Consider the following 15,765-nt stretch of genomic DNA (forward strand, 5'->3'; position numbering starts at 1 on the left):
CTGACTAACCGTTAACCATCTCCTGCTCAAACTGTGGCAGCCGCCCTGCATGCCGCATTCTGAAATCCGGACCATCAGTGACCCCCGGGGATCCCTGCATCGTCCATGTCGGCCTCGGCACCCTCGACGGAAGACAGCTGGTTCTGGACCTCCCGCAGCCAGGCGAGATTGGCCTCATTATCATCTTCGGCGAGTGCGCGCTCGGCTGCTCGAAGCTCGCTATGTAACGTGCGGGCGCGGCGATGCAAGGTGATGGCTTGCCTCAATGCGTCCTCAAGACGCAAGGGGTCCGCATGAGGATCCAGCATCCACCGGTCGCCGGGACGGACCAGAGCCGTCAGCCTGTCGGCCTCGGCCGTCAGACCGGCCCGCTCGAGGCGTGCCCTCATAACCGTCAGGTCGGCCGGTTCGCCGCTCGCCGCTCCATCGAGCAGGAGACTACGCAGCATTTGGGTGGAGCGGCGTTCAAGTTCAAGGTCTGCAAGGGTTTCTGCATGATTTTGCAGAAGCTCCGGGTGAGCCAGGAAGGTGCAGAGGATCATCGCCTCCCGGGGGCTTTCGGCCGTCCCCCCGGCAAAGAGCGCGCTGCGGGCAAGCATCGGCGAGACGCTCAGGCGGGAGCTTGGCGTCATCGGCTGAGGCTTTTGGAAATCCCGCCGTGGGCCACCGCCCTGGCGATTGAAACGGTTGGGCCGGGTGTCGGGACTCAGAGCCGCCAAGCGGCTTTCCACCTCCTCCCGGTAGTATTTCTTCAGGGTCTCGTCGCGAATCAGGGCCAGTGATTCGCGCAACCGCCGCTCCAGAGCCGCCCGCCGTTCGGGCGTATCGAGGGGCCCGGCCTCGAGCTCCCGGGTCCAGAGCACGTCCACCAGGGGACGGGCCGCGCCGAGCACCCGCTCGACGGCGGCAGGCCCGCCGGCGCGGGCGAGGTCGTCCGGATCCTGCCCCTCGGGCAGCATGGCAAAGCGCAGGGATCTCCCCGGCATCAGGTTCGGCAGGGCGACATCAAGGGCCCGGTAGGCCGCCCGCTGGCCGGCCTTGTCGCCGTCGAAGCAGAGGATCGGCTCCTCCGCCAGGCGCCACAGCAGGGTGAGCTGGTCCTCCGTGAGCGCCGTGCCGAGCGGCGCCACCGCATGGGGAAAGCCCGCGGCGCTGAGCGAGATCACGTCCACGTAGCCCTCCACGGCGATCACGGTGCCCCGGTCATGGGCCGGCTGGCGGGCGAGATGGTAGTTGTAGAGGAGCCGCCCCTTGTTGAAGAGCGGGGTATCGGGGGAGTTCAGGTACTTGGCCGGCACGTCGGCGCTCATGGCGCGCCCGCCGAAGGCGATGACCCGGCCGCGCGGGTCGCAGATCGGGAACATCACCCGGTCGCGGAAGCGGTCGTAGGGGATCTTCACGTCCTCGCCCGTGATCAGGAGCCCCGCCTCCGCCATCATGTCGATGGACACGCCCTTGCCGGCGAGGTGGTCCCGCAGGGCAAACCGTTCAGGGGGGGCATAGCCGATGCGGAAGCGCGCCTGCGTGTCCCGGCTCAAGGCACGGCCGGCAAGGTAGTCGCGCGCCTTGGTCCCGCCCCGGTCCTGCAGCGATGTCTCGAAGAACGCGGCCGCCAGCTCCATGACGTCGTAGAGGCTCTTGCGCTTGACCTCCTCCTGCCGATCCTCCTGGGACAGCTTGGGCAGGGGCACCCCCGCTTCGCCGGCCAGCCGCTCCACGGCCTCGGGAAAGGACAGCCCCTCCGTTTCCATCAGGAAGGTGAAGATGTCTCCGTGCTTGCCGGAGGAGAAGCAGTGGTAGAACTGCTTCTGGTCGTTCACGTAGAAGCTCGGCGTCTTCTCCGCGTTGAACGGCGACAGCCCCTTCCATTCCCGCCCGGCCTTCTTGAGGCGCACGCGCTTGCCCACGACGGCCGAGGTCGGCAGGCGGGCGCGGATCTCTTCGAGGATCTGGGGCGGGTAGCGCACGAGGCGTGAATCTCCAAACCTGTTTCATAACCTAGGGCGGTGGCGGGGAAGAAAGAAAGCGAACGGTCAAGCTTTTCTTTGCCCATAATCCACAGGCGGCCTCTTCTTCCCTGGCAAACCTAAGTCGACGATCCGACCGGTGCGGAATTCTTAACAGCCCTGTGCCAGCCTGAAGGCATTGCAAGAACAACAACAAAGTTCTTTTGGAGCTTGGGGCGATGCCCGCTGTTACAACAATCAAGTCGACTGGCGACGCTTACATTGACGGCCTTCTTGGAAACCTGAAATGGGCGGTCAACGATTTCACCTACAGCTTTCCGACGGACGCCTCCCTCTACGGCATGTCCTACGGAGAGGGAGAAACCGCCAGCTTCGGCGTTCTCAGCCCCCTTCAGCAGGCGATCACCCGAACCGCCCTGTCGATGATCGCCTCCGTGGCGAACCTCACCTTTACTGAAATCGCCGAGACGGCAGCCGCTCATGCCGACCTGCGTTTCGGCCTGTCCGACCTGCCGAAAACCGCATGGGCCTATTATCCGAGCGCCGCAGCCGAGGGCGGCGACGCCTGGTTCAACAAGTCGAGCGGCGCGTACGGCAAGCCCGTGAAGGGCAACTACGCCTTCCTGACCTTCATTCATGAAATCGGGCATGCCCTCGGGCTGGAGCATCCCCACGAGGCTGGCTTGCCGGCGGACCGCGACTCCATGGAGTACACGGTCATGAGCTACCGCTCCCATATCGGCGCCTCGACGACGCGCGGCTACGTCAACGAGACCTGGGGGTATGCCCAGTCGCTGATGATGCTCGACATCGCCGCCCTGCAGCACCTCTACGGCGCCAACTATGCCACCAACGGCGCCGGCACGACCTATACCTGGAGCACCTCCACCGGCGAGATGTTCATCGATGGCGTCGGCCAGGGAGCCCCCGGCGGCAACAGGATCCTGCTGACGATCTGGGACGGCGGCGGCAACGACACCTATGATTTTTCGAACTACGGCACCAACCTGAAGGTCGATCTGCGGCCCGGAGGCTGGTCCACAACGGCCCCGGGCCAACTCGCCAAGCTGCGCTATGACGGGACGCGCCTTGCCGCCGGCAACATCGCCAACGCCCTGCTCCACCAGGGCGACACGCGCGCGCTCATCGAGAATGCCGTTGGCGGAACGGGCGCGGATGCGCTTGTTGGCAACCAGGCTGCGAACACGCTGAGGGGCAATGCCGGGAACGACAGGCTCACCGGCGCCGAGGGCGACGACCTGCTGGACGGAGGCGCCGGCAGCGATACTGCCGTCTGGGGCAGCCGGCGCTCGGATTACCGGGTCACCCTGCTGGCCGATGGCTCGCTGCAGGTGGCGGACCTGCGCACAGGCGCGCCGGACGGCAAGGACCTCCTCCGGAACATCGAGACGGTCCAGTTCAGCGACAGGATCTACTCTCTCGCGGAGCTGACCTCAGCCAGCCAGACGATGACGACCGAGCCACCCGTAGCGGACGAACCGCCCGTAACGGACGAACCGCCGGTTACGGAGAATCCTTCGGCCAGGCAGGATCTCGTGCTCACCGGCACCGGCGCGGCCGACCGGCTCGATGGCGCGGCCGGAAACGATCAGATCAACGGCCTGGCCGGGAATGACGCCATCTACGCCCAGGACGGCGACGACGTCCTCATCGGCGGGGCGGGTCGCGACATTCTCGATGGCGGCGCAGGAACGGACACGGCCAGTTATGCCACAGCCCGGCTTGGCGTCGCGGCCGACCTGGCGGGATCGTCGGGGAACAGGCGGGATGCCTCCGGGGACCGCTATGTGAGCATCGAGAACCTGACGGGGAGCGCCTATGCCGATGTGCTGAAGGGCAACGGCGCCGCAAACGTGCTCATCGGCGGCTCTGGGTCGGATTCCCTCTACGGACGCGGCGGCGCCGACCGGCTCGAAGGCGGCAGCGGCAACGATCATCTCGAGGGCGGCTCTGGAGCCGATGTGCTCTACGGCCATAGCGGCCGCGACACCCTGTATGGCGGCCCGGGGGGCGACATCCTGACCGGCGGAACAGGGGCTGATCTCTTCGTGTTCAAGTCTACGGGCGAAACCGCAAGGACTGCACCGGACACGATCCTGGACTTCATATCCGGCACGGACAGGATCGATCTGCGGAACATCGATGCCCATGCGAAGGTGTCGGGCAACCAGGCGTTTTCGTTCATCGGCGGCAATGCCTTCACGGGCGAGGCCAGGCAGTTGAACTTCCGTGACGGTATGCTGTCCGGTGATGTCGATGGCGACAGACTGGCTGATTTCCGGATCAGGCTTCCGGATGTCCCGTCACTGAAGTCGGCGGATTTTTATCTCTGACGGGAGAGAGCCGTGAGCGAGTGGGTTGACTTCGAACAGTGGAAGGATTGCCCGCAGCTGGAGCGCCCCGGCTACGTCTTCGAGGTGAGGAACGCGGAGAGGCAAAGCCTCTTCACGGCGTGCGATGTCTCCTTGCAACTGCCTTCAAGCTGGAAATCGGCTCCTGTACGGTTCCGGCTCGTGGAGGCTCCCAAGCCACGGCATTCAACCCCGATCCCCAGGCCACGATCCTGACTTCCACGAGCGCATCGTTCGGCGCGACCCGGAGCGCCGCGCGATGCGCTAAGCCATGCCGTCAGGCAGCGGAGCCCTGACCGTGCAGACAACCCCCGTGGGAACGTAGGCAAGGCTCACCTCGCCGGCGAGTTCCTGCGCCAGGCTCCGTTCGATCAGCCTCGTGCCGAACCCCTTGCGCTCGGGCAGCGCGACCGGCGGCCCTCCCCGCTCCTGCCAGCACAGGGTCAGCTGTCTCGGCTCACCGGGCATGACCGACCACGAGATCGAAACCTGCCCTGTCGAGACCGACAGGGCCCCGTACTTCGCCGCATTGGTCGCAAGCTCATGCACGGCCATGGACAGGGCCAGGGCCATGCTCGGCGTCAATCGAACACGAGGTCCCTCGATGTCGCAGCGCCCGCTGGATTGGCGGCAATAGGGCTCGATCACTTCGCCCACGATGTCGCGAAGCTCGGCCCCCTCCCAGTTGTCGCGGGTGAGAATGTCATGGGCGCGGGCCAGGGCGAACAGGCGCTCCTGGAAGGCCGTGAAGTTCGGCCCGCTGGTGCCCCCCAGATCGCGGAAACTCTGAGCCGCCAGAGATTGGACGGTGGCGAGCGTGTTCTTGACCCGGTGGTTCAGCTCGTTGATCAGCAGGCGCTGGCGCTCCTCCCACAGCTTGCGTTCGGTGATCTCGAAGGCCACGCCCGTCGCCTTGATGTAAACGGCCCCTTCCTCTCCCGGCGTGACCTCTAGGTCCGCCCTGAGAAGCATCCAGTGACGGGAACCGTCCGGCCAGATGATCTCGAGCTCCTCCTCGGCATAGCGCTCACCCCGTCCGAGCGCAGCGGCAGCGGCTGCCCGAAGCCGCTCCTGAGCCCCCGGCGCATAGCGGGCCCTGATCTCCTCGATGGACGGCGACGCATCCTCGGGAAAGCCGAGAAGCCGGTTGAGCTCCGGGGAGGTCGTGACCGTGTCGGTTCGGTTATCGCTTTCCCACACGGCCATCCGGCCGGCATCGAGGGCCAGCCGAAGGCGGGACTCGCTCTGGCGCAGGGCGGACTCGGCCTCCCGGCGGGCCGTGAGATCAAGGCTCACCGATGCGATTGTCTGCGGATGCCCCGCCACGTCGTGGATCAAGGTCACGGTGTTGCTGACCCAGACCTCCGAGCCGTCCGGTCGGATGTAGCGCTTTTCGATCTCGAACGGTTCGCCGGATGCGATGGCATGCTTGAAAAGGCGGATGTTCTCGGGCAGGTCGTCAGGATGGGTGATGTCCTGCATGCGCCGGCCGCTCAGAAGCTTCTCTCGCGTGTAGCCGGAGATTTCGCAGAAGCGGTCGTTTACGCGCAGAAAGCGCCCCGTCAGATCGACTTCCGAAAGTCCAGCTGCCGATTGATGGAAGATCGCCGCGAAGTGAGCTTCACTGTCCCGCAGCGCGGCCTCGCGCCGCTTGCGGTCGGTCAGATCGCGCGCCAGTCCGATCCGCACCTTCTGGCCCTGCCACGTGCTGGGTCGGCCCACGAACTCGGCCGGAAAAATGGACCCGTCCTTGCGGATCGCCTCGATCTCGTATGGCTCTTCATTGCCGACGGCCCCCTTCTCCTGAAGGAGGGCTTCACTCCTGGGCGTCACGAAAGCCGTGCTGGGCAGCCCGATCACCTCGGCGACACTGCCGTAACCGAAGAGGCGGGCATAGGCCGGGTTGCAGTCGAGAATGACCTCGCCGTTGTGGACAACCACGCCCTCCCGGGTCTCCTCCGAGAAGAGCCGGTACCGGGCCTCGCTCTCGCTGAAGGCCGCTTCGGTCTCAACCTGCTGGGTCACATCGAAGCCCTGGGCGAAGATGCCTGTCACATGACCCAGGCTGTCCACCACCGGCTGATAGACGAAGTCCATGTACCGGGTTTCCGCCGGAGCGTCCGCCCGTCGTCGGAATGCGACGGGCATCCTGCGCCCGATGAACGGCTCCCCTGTCGCATACACTTTGTCGAGAAGCGCCACGGTGCCCTGCTCTTCCAGTTCCGGCAGCACGTCGCGCACCCGCTTGCCGGTCACCTCCTGCCTGCCGACGAGACCGAGATAGGCCGCGTTGGCAAACTCGAACACGTGATCCGGCCCGCTGAGGATGGCGATCATCCCCGGCGCCTGCTGAAAGAAGAATTGCAGGCGGTCAGTCGGGACCTCTCCTGGGGAACGCATGGGAGCTTCGGGCTTACCGTGCATCGCGCTCACCAGTGACATGATCTCCCCCGTCGGGGCGGCTCTCCTGCCGGACGCCTCGCGACCCGATCGGGTCGCGAGCGCCCTGTCCGTCGCTTGTGTGGAAGCCCTGGCCCTGTCCCAAGCCAGCCGCGACGACGGGTGTCCATTCTGGTGGCAGGGAAGCGGCGATGATCACTGGAGGGTCATTGGGGAGGGGTTGAGGGGAACTCGCAATCTCCCTAGCAGCAATGCCTGAACTTGAACATAAGCCGTTGGTTCCGGTCGCTGCGGCCGTTCGCCCTCGTCCCAGCAGGGCTACAGGTTGAGGATGGGCAGCACTTTCGCGCTGCCATGCGCCTGGAGATCGAGATCATAGGCCGCAACCTCCTCGTCCGTGAGCTCGCGCAGGGTCTCGGCGGAGGCATGCGGCCCCGCCGCCTGCGAGGCAACCAGCTCGGCATCCCGCTCGTCCCGGGCGACAACCACCAAAGGGGCGATCTTGGGTTCCTGGCCGTCCGGCTGCGGCACCGTTACGGTCACGCCAAATCCCTTGTTCATCCGCGCACGCTCCTGCCGACGAGCCTTAGCGGCTCGTCATCCAAATTATGACATCAACCTCCCTGATAGACGGCCGATCCCCAAGGCGGGTTCCCAGGCAAGGGCCACGCGGCTCCTGGGAGAGCCGGCCGATGACAATCCGTTTCAACGAGAGGAGAACTCCCGACATGTCCATCACTTCCCGCCTTCCCGGAACCCTGATCGCCACCATGCTGGCGCTCAGCCCCCTGCCGGGCCTGGCACAGACCTCAGGACAGGCCCCGAAGCCGAAGCAGCCTGCACCCAAGGCGCAGCCCGCGCCGAAAGCCCAGCAGGCCCAGCCTCCGGGTGCCGCTCCCGTGGTGGTCCAACTCAAGGCGGCGCCATCCCAGCCGGAATGGACAAAGGTATGCGGCAAGGATGAGCGCGCGAAGGTCGAGACCTGCTACACCACGCGCGATTTCGTCACCGACAAGGGGCAGCGCATCGTTGCCGTGGCTCTCTACGACGTGAAGGCCAAGAACGCGCCGAAGACCGTGCGGATCCTGATGCCGCTCGGCCTGCTCGTGCCGCCCGGCATCCGGATCGCGGCGGACAAGAGCCAGCCCGTGGCCGGCCGCTACGCCACCTGCCTCCCCCATGGCTGCTTTGCCGAGGCCGCCGTGAAGGACGACTTCGTCGCCGCCCTCAAGAAGGGATCGGCCCTGACATTGAGCGCCCGGAACCAGGCCGGCAAGGAGGTGACCTTCGCCGTGCCCACGGAGGGCTTCGGCAAGGCCTTCGACGGGCCGCCGGTCGATCCCCAGGCGCTCGCCGAGCAGCAGAAGAAGATCCAGGAGGAACTCCAGCGGCAGGCGGAAGAACAACGCAGCCGCCGCATGGGCAATTCCGGCATTCCGGCCCAACCGCCTGCGGCCAGCGCCGGAGCCCCGGCGGTCAGACCATAAGAGCCCACCCCTGTATTCCCGCCCTGTCATCCCCGGGCGCGTCCCGGGGATCTGTGTCTTCACACACTCTGACCTCATCCTGAGGAGCAGCCGTGAGGCTGCGTCTCGAAGGAGGTTCCAGGGCTCTCTGGACAATCCTTCGAGACGGTCGCTTAAGCGACCTCCTCAGGATGAGGACGGAGGAGAGAGGGGAGCGGTGTAACGTTCTCACTTTGTTCTTGACAGTTCTGCTAAGCTCAGCTATATCATTGCCCATCCTCGCCCGACGAGGGGCGCGCTCGCGAGGCGTCGCAAGAGTGGGACGGGGAGCGGTCCTGCCGCAGGTCTCGCACGCCTGTGCTCGCGGGTGGCCGATCTGGCATGCCTCCAGGTCCGCTGAAACAAACCGCGCGTGACGAGCAGTTCGGCTCTCACTTACCACCACAACCATCGAGCCGGGCTGCACAACGCGCCACCCTCGATCAACCTTCAGGCTCGCAGCTCAGGCTGCGGGCCCGAAGGCGCTGGCTGTTAGACATGCCATCAACGGAAAGCGTCATTCCAGCGGCATGGCGCTCATGAAGCATGCCAACGATGTGGCCCGTTCACCCTTCCGGTGGAAAACAATCGCCTTCACGCCTGAGCATTGCTAGAGAGCATGCCAGCATAAGGGATTGAGCCAAGCCAGTGACGGAGACGGATGCCATTGTTGCGCTGATCGCGCTGTTCGAGCGCGAGGGCTATGCGCGTGTCGAGCCGCCGGTCCTCCAGCCCGCGGACGTGTTCGTCGACCTGTCGGGCGAGGATATCCGCCGCCGCATGTTCGTGACGCAGGACGCTGCCGGCACGGAGCTGTGCCTGCGGCCCGAATACACCATCCCGGTCTGCCTCCAGCATCTCGCCCAGCGCGGCGCCGAGCCCCTCGGCTATTCCTATGGCGGACCGGTCTTCCGCATGCGCACCGGGGAGAGCGGCGAGTTCCTTCAGGCGGGGCTGGAATCCATCGGCAGGACGGATGTGTCGGCCGTCGATGCGGAGATCCTAAGCCTTGCCCTGGAGGGTCTCGCCCGGATCGGTGGCCCCTCGCCCATCGTGAAACTCGGCGACATGGGCCTCCTCCACGCCCTGATTGACGCCCTCGGGATTGCACCGGCCGCCAAGCGACGCGTGATCCGGGCCATCGTGTCGGGCAAAGGCTTGGCGAGCCTCGTCGAGCCTGACGGTCCTGGCCAGCAGGAGCATGCCGGGCTGCTCGCCGCCATCGAGGGGCAGGCTCCGCAGGCCGCCAAGGCCTTCGTCGAGGATATTCTGTCGATCGCCGGCATCGCCCGGGTCGGCGGGCGCAGCGCAGGCGAGATCGCCGAGCGCTTCCTGGCCCGCGCCGCCAACCGCACAGGTCTGCCAGACGAGGCGCGGCAGGTACTGGAACGCTACCTCGCCGTCACGGGCGATCCGGATCAGGCGGCCCACGCGATCCGGGCCCTGGCCCGGGACGCAGGCCTGGATATCGGCCCGTCTCTGACCTTGTTCGAGGAGCGCACCGGCTTCATGGCCGTGCGGGGGCTCGACGTGGGCCGCTTCTCGTTTGCCGCGACCTTCGCCCGCAATCTCGACTATTACACGGGCTTCATTTTCGAAGTTCAGGACCCGCGCCGCAGCGACGGAAAGCCGGTCGTCGGCGGCGGACGCTACGACCGGCTCCTGGAGCACCTTGGCGCCGAGGCGCCAATCCCGGCGGTCGGCTGCTCCTTCTGGCTCGACCGCATCGTGGGGAGGCCCTGATGACCGATTCCCCTCTCATCCTGGCCGTTCCTTCCAAGGGCCGCCTGCAGGAGAACGCGGCCGCTTTCTTCGCCCGGGCCGGGCTCGTGTTCACCCAGTCCCGCGGAGCACGCGACTATCGCGGCACACTGGCGGGGGTCCCCGACGTGGAGGTCGCGTTTCTGTCGGCGTCCGAGATCGTCAGCCAGCTCGCCTCCGGCACGGCCCATCTCGGCATCACCGGCGAGGACCTGATCCGTGAGCAGATCCCAAATGCGGATACGGCGGTCGAGTTGCTGACCCCGCTCGGCTTCGGCCACGCCAACGTGGTGGTCGCCGTGCCGCAGGCCTGGATCGACGTGCGCAATATGGCCGACCTCGACGAGGTGGCGGCGGATCTTCGCGCCCGGCACGGCACCAAGATGCGGGTCGCAACGAAATACGTGAACCTCACCCGGCACTTCTTTGCCGATAAGGGCGTGACCGATTACCGGATCGTCGAGAGCCTGGGTGCCACCGAGGGCGCCCCGGGAGCGGGTTCCGCGGAACTGATCGTGGACATTACCACCACCGGCGCCACGCTTGCCGCCAATGCCCTGAAGATCCTCGACGATGGCGTGATGCTGCGCTCCGAGGCCAATCTCGTCGCCTCCGCCCGTGCGCCCTGGACCGATCGGGCCAAGGCTGCCGCGACGGCCGTGCTGACGCGCATCGCCGCCGAGGAGGAAGCGCGCACCAGCCGCGAGGTCCGGGCGTGCCTCGACCCGGCGAAAGCATCGGCAATGGCGCCGCTGGCGAAGGAGCATGGCGCAACGCTTCCCTACGGCAATGCCCTGGGGCGCGAGGTCGTGCTCCATTGCCGCACCGCCAACGTGTTCGACATCGTGACGGCCCTGCAGGGTCTCGGCGCCCAGGACATCTCCGTGCGTGCCTTCGATTATCTGTTCCGGCCCACCAACGCCCTCACCGAGCGGCTGCTGCGGCGGATCGGCTAGGTGCGTTTCCTTACGCGATGATAGGACAACATCGCCGCTGGAGCACCTTGGGCGTTGCCTCGGCGCCCAAGGACCCTTATGGTCCGGGCGTTTTTCCGATGTAGAGGTTCCGATGAACGCGCTTCGACTTGCGACATGCCTGGTGGCTCTGACCGCCGCCTCGGGAGCTCATGCCCAGTCAGCAGCCGCAACCCTTGGCCGCCCGGTGGGCCCGACCCGTCAGGTGGACACCAAGGTCCCGCAGCCCGGCCAGACGGGCAAGATCTTCCCGCTGAATTCTTCCTGGGTGGCAGTGAGCCTGAACGGCAAGCCCTTCACCGGCGAGCGTCCGAGCTTCAGGCTCGACGACCAGATGCGCGCCACCGGATTTTCCGGCTGCAACACCTATGCCACGGCGGCCTACCCGCTGCGTGAGCAGGTCTTGGCTGTCGGCCCCTTCGCTCTGACCAAGAAGAGCTGCGACAAGACCGCCATGGCGATCGAGCAGTCCTTCCTGGTGGCGCTCCGCTCCTCGGGCAAGTGGGATATCGACGGCCGCAATCTGATCATCCGCACCCAGAACGGCGGCGAGCTGCGCTTCGAACGCTCTCTCTGAAGCTGACTAAAGCTTGAACGAAAAAGGCCGGCATTACGCCGGCCTTTTGTTTGGGAACGGCACCCCCATTACTCCGCGGGCTCGGCCTGACGCAGGTCGACGGGGGTGGACAGGCCGCTCTCGGTTTTCTTCATGTCGATCCGACGGTCGTGGTAGGCCGCCAGGGTCGAGCGGTGGCCGATGGAGACGACGGTCGTCTGCGGCAGCTTCTCCTGGATGATGCGATAGACTTCCGCCTCCGTGGGCTCGTCGAGGGCAGCCGTCGCCTCGTCCAGGAACAGCCAGTCGGGCTTGGTCAGGAGCGCACGGGCGATCGCCAGGCGCTGCTGCTCGCCCAGCGACAGGGTCTGGGCCCAGGCACGCTCCTCGTCGAGGCGCTCCGCGATGTGGGGCAGTTTGGCTGTCCGCAGCGCCTCAGCCATCTCGGCATCCGTGTAGGCGTCGACCTTGCCCGGATAGGTCACGGCATCGCGCAGGGTACCGATGGGAATGTAGGGGCGCTGCGGCAGGAGCATCATGGTCTGCCCCTCCGGCACGAGAACCTCGCCTTCGCCGAAGGGCCAGATTCCGGCAATGGCCCGGAACAGGGTGGACTTGCCAGAGCCCGACGGGCCGGTCATCAGTGTGCGTTCGCCCGGACGGAAGGCGAGGCCGTCCGCATGCAGGAGGGCGCTGCCGTCAGGCAGGCGCACGTCCAGATCCTTCAGGCGCAGCTCGCGGCCGGAATCCTGGGTGATCGCAAGCTTGCTCTCGCCCCCGACCCGCTGGGCCGACGCGATGGCGCCTTCGAAGGTTGTGAGACGGTCGAGCACGGCCTTGTAGTCGGCAAGCGTCGTATAGATCGTGATGAAATAGGTGAGAGCGGACTCCACCCGCGAAAAGGCGCCGACCACCTGCTGCATCTGCCCCAGGGAGATCCTGCCGACGAAATAATAAGGCGCCGTGAGGATGTAGGGCACCACCACGTTGGCCTGGAAATAGGCCGAGGTGAAGGTGTTCAGCTTGATGAGGCGGACCACGATCCGCATGTAGTTGTCGACGATCTGGCCGAAGCGCCGGGCAATGCCTTCGCGCTCGGCCGGCTCGCCGGACAGGAGCGCCACCTGCTCGGTGTATTCGCGCAGGCGCGCCAGGGAGAAGCGGTAGTTCGCCTCCACCCGCTCCTGCTCGAAGTTGAGGCCAATGAGAGGCCGACCGATCAGGTGCGTCACCCAGGTGCCGAGGATCGCGTAGCCGGCGCAGACCCAGACCAGCAGGCCCGGCACCTCCACGCTCGTGCCCGGGAAGGTGAAGCCGGCCGAGATGGTCCAGAGGATCGCCACGAAGGAAACCAGCGTGGCGGCCTGGTTCATGAGGCCCACGGAGAGCGAATAGGTGCTCTCGACGAACTTGCGCAGATCCTCCGAGATGCGCTGGTCCGGGTTGTCCGCACCGCGGCCGAGAAGCTGCATCCGGTAGTGGGCGCCGTCGCCCAGCCACTCGCCGACGTAATAGGTGTTGAGATAGGCACGCCAGCGGATGGTGAGCACGTTCTGCAGCAGCACCTCGGTGAGAGCGATAGCCACGAACACGGCGGCGAGCGGCGTGAAGATGACGAAGAGCTGGTACCAGAACGCCGCCGCATCCTTGGCCTCGAGCGCATTGAACATGTCGCGCGAGAAGAAGCTGAGGCGGACGTTGAGGGCGACTTGGGCCAGGTTGATCGCAATGAGGAAGCCGATCATCCAGGTGCCGATGGTGCCTTCCCGCGCCCGCACGAGGCCGATGAACGGGATGCGGATGATGCTGTCGGCCTGGGAATCCAGGTACCGGTCGGTGATGCGGCAGATGGTTCGGACGACGGGAATGTAGGAGAGCCCGTAGATGATGGCGCCGAACGCCGTTGCCCCGAGAGCCGCGGATGGGGGCGGCACGTAGCCTGTGTAGTCGCCCGTGATGAGACCCGACCGGGCGCCGAGGATCAGCGCGACCAGCACCAGATGCGTGGCCGAGAGCATCACGAGGAAGATGCGCAGGAATTTCGGGATATCGCGCCCGACATACATCACCCCGGCCAAGGCCAGGGTGGAGAGGGGCAGATAGAACGGTACGGCGACGGCTCCGGACACGGAAGCCGCGAAAACGCCCAGCCCTATGAGTGCCAGCACGAGGCTCGCCTTGATCATACGCATCTCCTGCCAGGACCCCTGCCCCGGCTCTTAGAAACTCAAGGCAGCCGGATCAATGGCGCTTGTGGCGAAAGAAAGGAGGAACTTCCTCTTGCGGCAAGCGATAGCAGCCTTGTGACAAGAACGACAGGGTACCCGACAGCGCTGAATCGTTCTTCAAAACAGATTGTCCTGTTAAAAGAACAAAACCGTTGACATGGAGAACACGATGTCCCATGTGTCACATCAACATGCGACGAAAGATCCTGAAGACGCGCTTATGAATGCTCCCCTCGGCTATATCGGCGACAAGCCGACCCAACGCCTGATACCGGCGCAGCCCATTGTCCGCCTGGAAAACGTTTCGAAGACTTTTCCCGGACGGGACGGTCAACCCGTGACGGCGCTGCGCGAGACCGACCTGGCGGTGCCGCAGGGCTCCATCCTGGGCGTGATCGGTCGCTCCGGCGCCGGCAAGTCGACCCTCATCCGCCTGGTAAACGGCCTGGAGAAGCCCTCGTCCGGCAAGGTGATCGTGGACGGCGCCGACATCGCGGCCCTGCCCGAGGCGGCTCTGCGCCATGCCCGCCGCTCCATCGGCATGATCTTCCAGCACTTCAACCTGCTCTCCTCGCGCACCGCTGCCCAGAACATCGCCTTACCGCTTGAGGTAGCAGGCTTCGACAAGGCCGAGATCAGGACGCGGGTCGAGGAGCTTCTGGCCCTCGTCGGCCTCACCGACAAGCGCAATCGCTACCCGTCCGAACTCTCCGGCGGCCAGAAGCAGCGCGTCGGCATCGCCCGCGCGCTGGCCACCAAGCCCAAGGTTCTCCTATCCGACGAGGCGACCTCGGCCCTCGACCCGGAGACGACCCGATCGATCCTCGACCTGCTCGCGCGCATCAACGACGAGCTCGGCCTGACGATCCTGCTCATCACGCATGAGATGGCGGTAATCCGCAACATCGCCCGCGAGGTCGCGGTGATCGAGGGCGGACGCATCGTCGAGCAGGGCGACGTGTTCGAGGTCTTCACCCGGCCTCGGCACGAAGTCACCCGCTCCTTCCTGGCCGACGAGTCCGGCCGCGCGCTTCCGCCCTATGTGGCGAGCCGCCTGCGGGCTGAGGCGACACCCGGGAGCCAGGCGGTGGTCCGCATCGGCTTCCGCGGGCCCCATGCCACCGATCCGGTTCTCGCGCGACTTGCCCGCGATCTCAACATCGAAGCCAACATCCTGTCCGGCTCGGTCGACGAGATCGCAGGGCGCCCCTTCGGCACCCTGGTCGTCGGCGTGCCGGAAGCATCGGTCTCCACCACCCTCGACTTTCTGAAGAAACACGATCTCGACACGGAGGTCCTCGGTTATGTCGCCTGAGATGATCCGCCTCATCGCCGCCTCCACCGGCGAAACCCTCTACATGGTTGCAGTCTCAGCATTGATCGCGACCCTCTTTGGACTGCCGCTCGGCGTCTTTCTCGCCACTTCGGCCAAGGGCGAATTGTTCGCGGCCCCTTGGGTCAACCGGGTACTCGGCGTCATCGTCAATGCCACCCGCTCCACGCCCTTCATCATTCTCGTGGTGGCGATCATTCCCTTCACGCGCCTGATCGCCGGCACGTCCATCGGCACCAACGCCGCCATCGTGCCGCTGACCATTGCCGCAACGCCGTTCATCGCGCGCCTCATCGAGGGCGCGATCCGCGAGGTGGACCAAGGCCTCATCGAAGCAGCCCGCGCCTTCGGGGCGTCTCCGCTGCAGATCGTCCTGAAGGTTCTGATCCCCGAGGCCCTTCCGGGCATCGTGCTCGGCCTGACGCTCGCCATCGTCTCCCTGCTGGGATTCTCGGCCATGGTGGGCGCGGTCGGCGGCGGAGGCCTGGGCGATCTCGGCATCCGCTACGGCTACCAGCGCTTCATGCCCGAGATGATGCTCGCCGTGGTGGTCGTGCTCATCGTCCTCGTTCAAGCGGTGCAGAGCATTGGCGACCGCCTCGCCCGCCGCCTGAACAAGCGCATCCGCCACGCCTGACCTTCCAAAAAGTTCGCACAAGGAGTACCAAA

Annotated in this window: 11 protein-coding genes; 7 read left to right on the top strand and 4 right to left on the bottom strand. The window is 65.8% G+C overall.

The annotated features are described in order from the left end of the window. Positions 1–74: 74 nt before the first annotated feature. Entirely contained in the window at positions 75–1,967 is a 1,893-nt protein-coding gene (gene dnaG, locus AC0QTX_RS01025; protein WP_474601949.1) for a DNA primase, read from the bottom strand. 218 nt (positions 1,968–2,185) lie between these two features. On the opposite strand from dnaG, the gene AC0QTX_RS01030 reads away from it, so the two are divergent. After that, a complete protein-coding gene (locus AC0QTX_RS01030) occupies positions 2,186–4,321 on the top strand; it encodes a M10 family metallopeptidase C-terminal domain-containing protein (RefSeq protein WP_474601950.1) in 2,136 nt (711 codons plus the stop codon). A gap of 282 nt (positions 4,322–4,603) precedes the next feature. On the opposite strand, the gene AC0QTX_RS01035 is transcribed toward AC0QTX_RS01030, so the two are convergent. Both AC0QTX_RS01035 and AC0QTX_RS01040 read right to left on the bottom strand, forming a co-directional pair. Further along, positions 4,604–6,739 (bottom strand): PAS domain-containing sensor histidine kinase, encoded by a 2,136-nt coding sequence (locus AC0QTX_RS01035; protein ID WP_474601951.1) that lies wholly within the window; start codon positions 6,737–6,739, stop codon positions 4,604–4,606. A gap of 318 nt (positions 6,740–7,057) precedes the next feature. Next, entirely contained in the window at positions 7,058–7,300 is a 243-nt protein-coding gene (locus AC0QTX_RS01040; RefSeq protein ID WP_474601952.1) for a hypothetical protein, read from the bottom strand. A 167-nt stretch (positions 7,301–7,467) separates the two neighbouring features. On the opposite strand from AC0QTX_RS01040, the gene AC0QTX_RS01045 reads away from it, so the two are divergent. From AC0QTX_RS01045 to AC0QTX_RS01060, 4 genes are all read left to right on the top strand, one after another. Next, on the top strand, positions 7,468–8,226 hold the full coding sequence (locus tag AC0QTX_RS01045) for an invasion associated locus B family protein (protein WP_474601953.1): 759 nt from the start codon (positions 7,468–7,470) through the stop codon (positions 8,224–8,226). Between the two features lie 666 nt (positions 8,227–8,892). Further along, positions 8,893–9,987, top strand: coding sequence for an ATP phosphoribosyltransferase regulatory subunit (locus tag AC0QTX_RS01050; RefSeq protein ID WP_474601954.1), 1,095 nt, complete (start codon positions 8,893–8,895; stop codon positions 9,985–9,987). Then, the gene (hisG, locus tag AC0QTX_RS01055) at positions 9,987–10,961 is read left to right on the top strand and encodes an ATP phosphoribosyltransferase (RefSeq protein WP_474601955.1); all 975 of its coding nucleotides are present in this window, start codon (positions 9,987–9,989) and stop codon (positions 10,959–10,961) included. Before AC0QTX_RS01050 ends, hisG begins: the two co-directional genes overlap by 1 nt. 112 nt (positions 10,962–11,073) lie before the next feature. Continuing rightward, positions 11,074–11,556, top strand: coding sequence for an META domain-containing protein (locus AC0QTX_RS01060; protein WP_474601956.1), 483 nt, complete (start codon positions 11,074–11,076; stop codon positions 11,554–11,556). A 68-nt stretch (positions 11,557–11,624) separates the two neighbouring features. On the opposite strand, the gene AC0QTX_RS01065 is transcribed toward AC0QTX_RS01060, so the two are convergent. Then, positions 11,625–13,721: an ABC transporter ATP-binding protein/permease gene (locus tag AC0QTX_RS01065; protein ID WP_474601957.1), complete on the bottom strand. Its 2,097-nt coding sequence runs from the start codon at positions 13,719–13,721 to the stop codon at positions 11,625–11,627. A gap of 262 nt (positions 13,722–13,983) precedes the next feature. On the opposite strand from AC0QTX_RS01065, the gene AC0QTX_RS01070 reads away from it, so the two are divergent. Next, on the top strand, positions 13,984–15,078 hold the full coding sequence (locus AC0QTX_RS01070) for a methionine ABC transporter ATP-binding protein (RefSeq protein ID WP_474601958.1): 1,095 nt from the start codon (positions 13,984–13,986) through the stop codon (positions 15,076–15,078). Further along, positions 15,068–15,733, top strand: coding sequence for a methionine ABC transporter permease (locus AC0QTX_RS01075; protein WP_474601959.1), 666 nt, complete (start codon positions 15,068–15,070; stop codon positions 15,731–15,733). The genes AC0QTX_RS01070 and AC0QTX_RS01075 overlap by 11 nt, the downstream gene beginning before the upstream one ends. The last annotated feature ends 32 nt before the right edge of the window (positions 15,734–15,765 follow it).

The sequence above is a fragment of the Microvirga sp. jy35 genome, from assembly GCF_056148915.1.

Excerpts from the sequence above, each read along its gene's own strand:
- AC0QTX_RS01030 (WP_474601950.1), top strand. The coding sequence starts at position 2,186 with ATGCCCGCTGTTACAACAATCAAGTCGACTGGCGACGCTTACATTGAC.
- AC0QTX_RS01035 (WP_474601951.1), bottom strand. The coding sequence starts at position 6,739 with ATGCGTTCCCCAGGAGAGGTCCCGACTGACCGCCTGCAATTCTTCTTT.
- AC0QTX_RS01040 (WP_474601952.1), bottom strand. The coding sequence starts at position 7,300 with ATGAACAAGGGATTTGGCGTGACCGTAACGGTGCCGCAGCCGGACGGC.
- AC0QTX_RS01045 (WP_474601953.1), top strand. The coding sequence starts at position 7,468 with ATGTCCATCACTTCCCGCCTTCCCGGAACCCTGATCGCCACCATGCTG.
- hisG (WP_474601955.1), top strand. The coding sequence starts at position 9,987 with ATGACCGATTCCCCTCTCATCCTGGCCGTTCCTTCCAAGGGCCGCCTG.
- AC0QTX_RS01060 (WP_474601956.1), top strand. The coding sequence starts at position 11,074 with ATGAACGCGCTTCGACTTGCGACATGCCTGGTGGCTCTGACCGCCGCC.
- AC0QTX_RS01065 (WP_474601957.1), bottom strand. The coding sequence starts at position 13,721 with ATGATCAAGGCGAGCCTCGTGCTGGCACTCATAGGGCTGGGCGTTTTC.
- AC0QTX_RS01070 (WP_474601958.1), top strand. The coding sequence starts at position 13,984 with ATGAATGCTCCCCTCGGCTATATCGGCGACAAGCCGACCCAACGCCTG.
- AC0QTX_RS01075 (WP_474601959.1), top strand. The coding sequence starts at position 15,068 with ATGTCGCCTGAGATGATCCGCCTCATCGCCGCCTCCACCGGCGAAACC.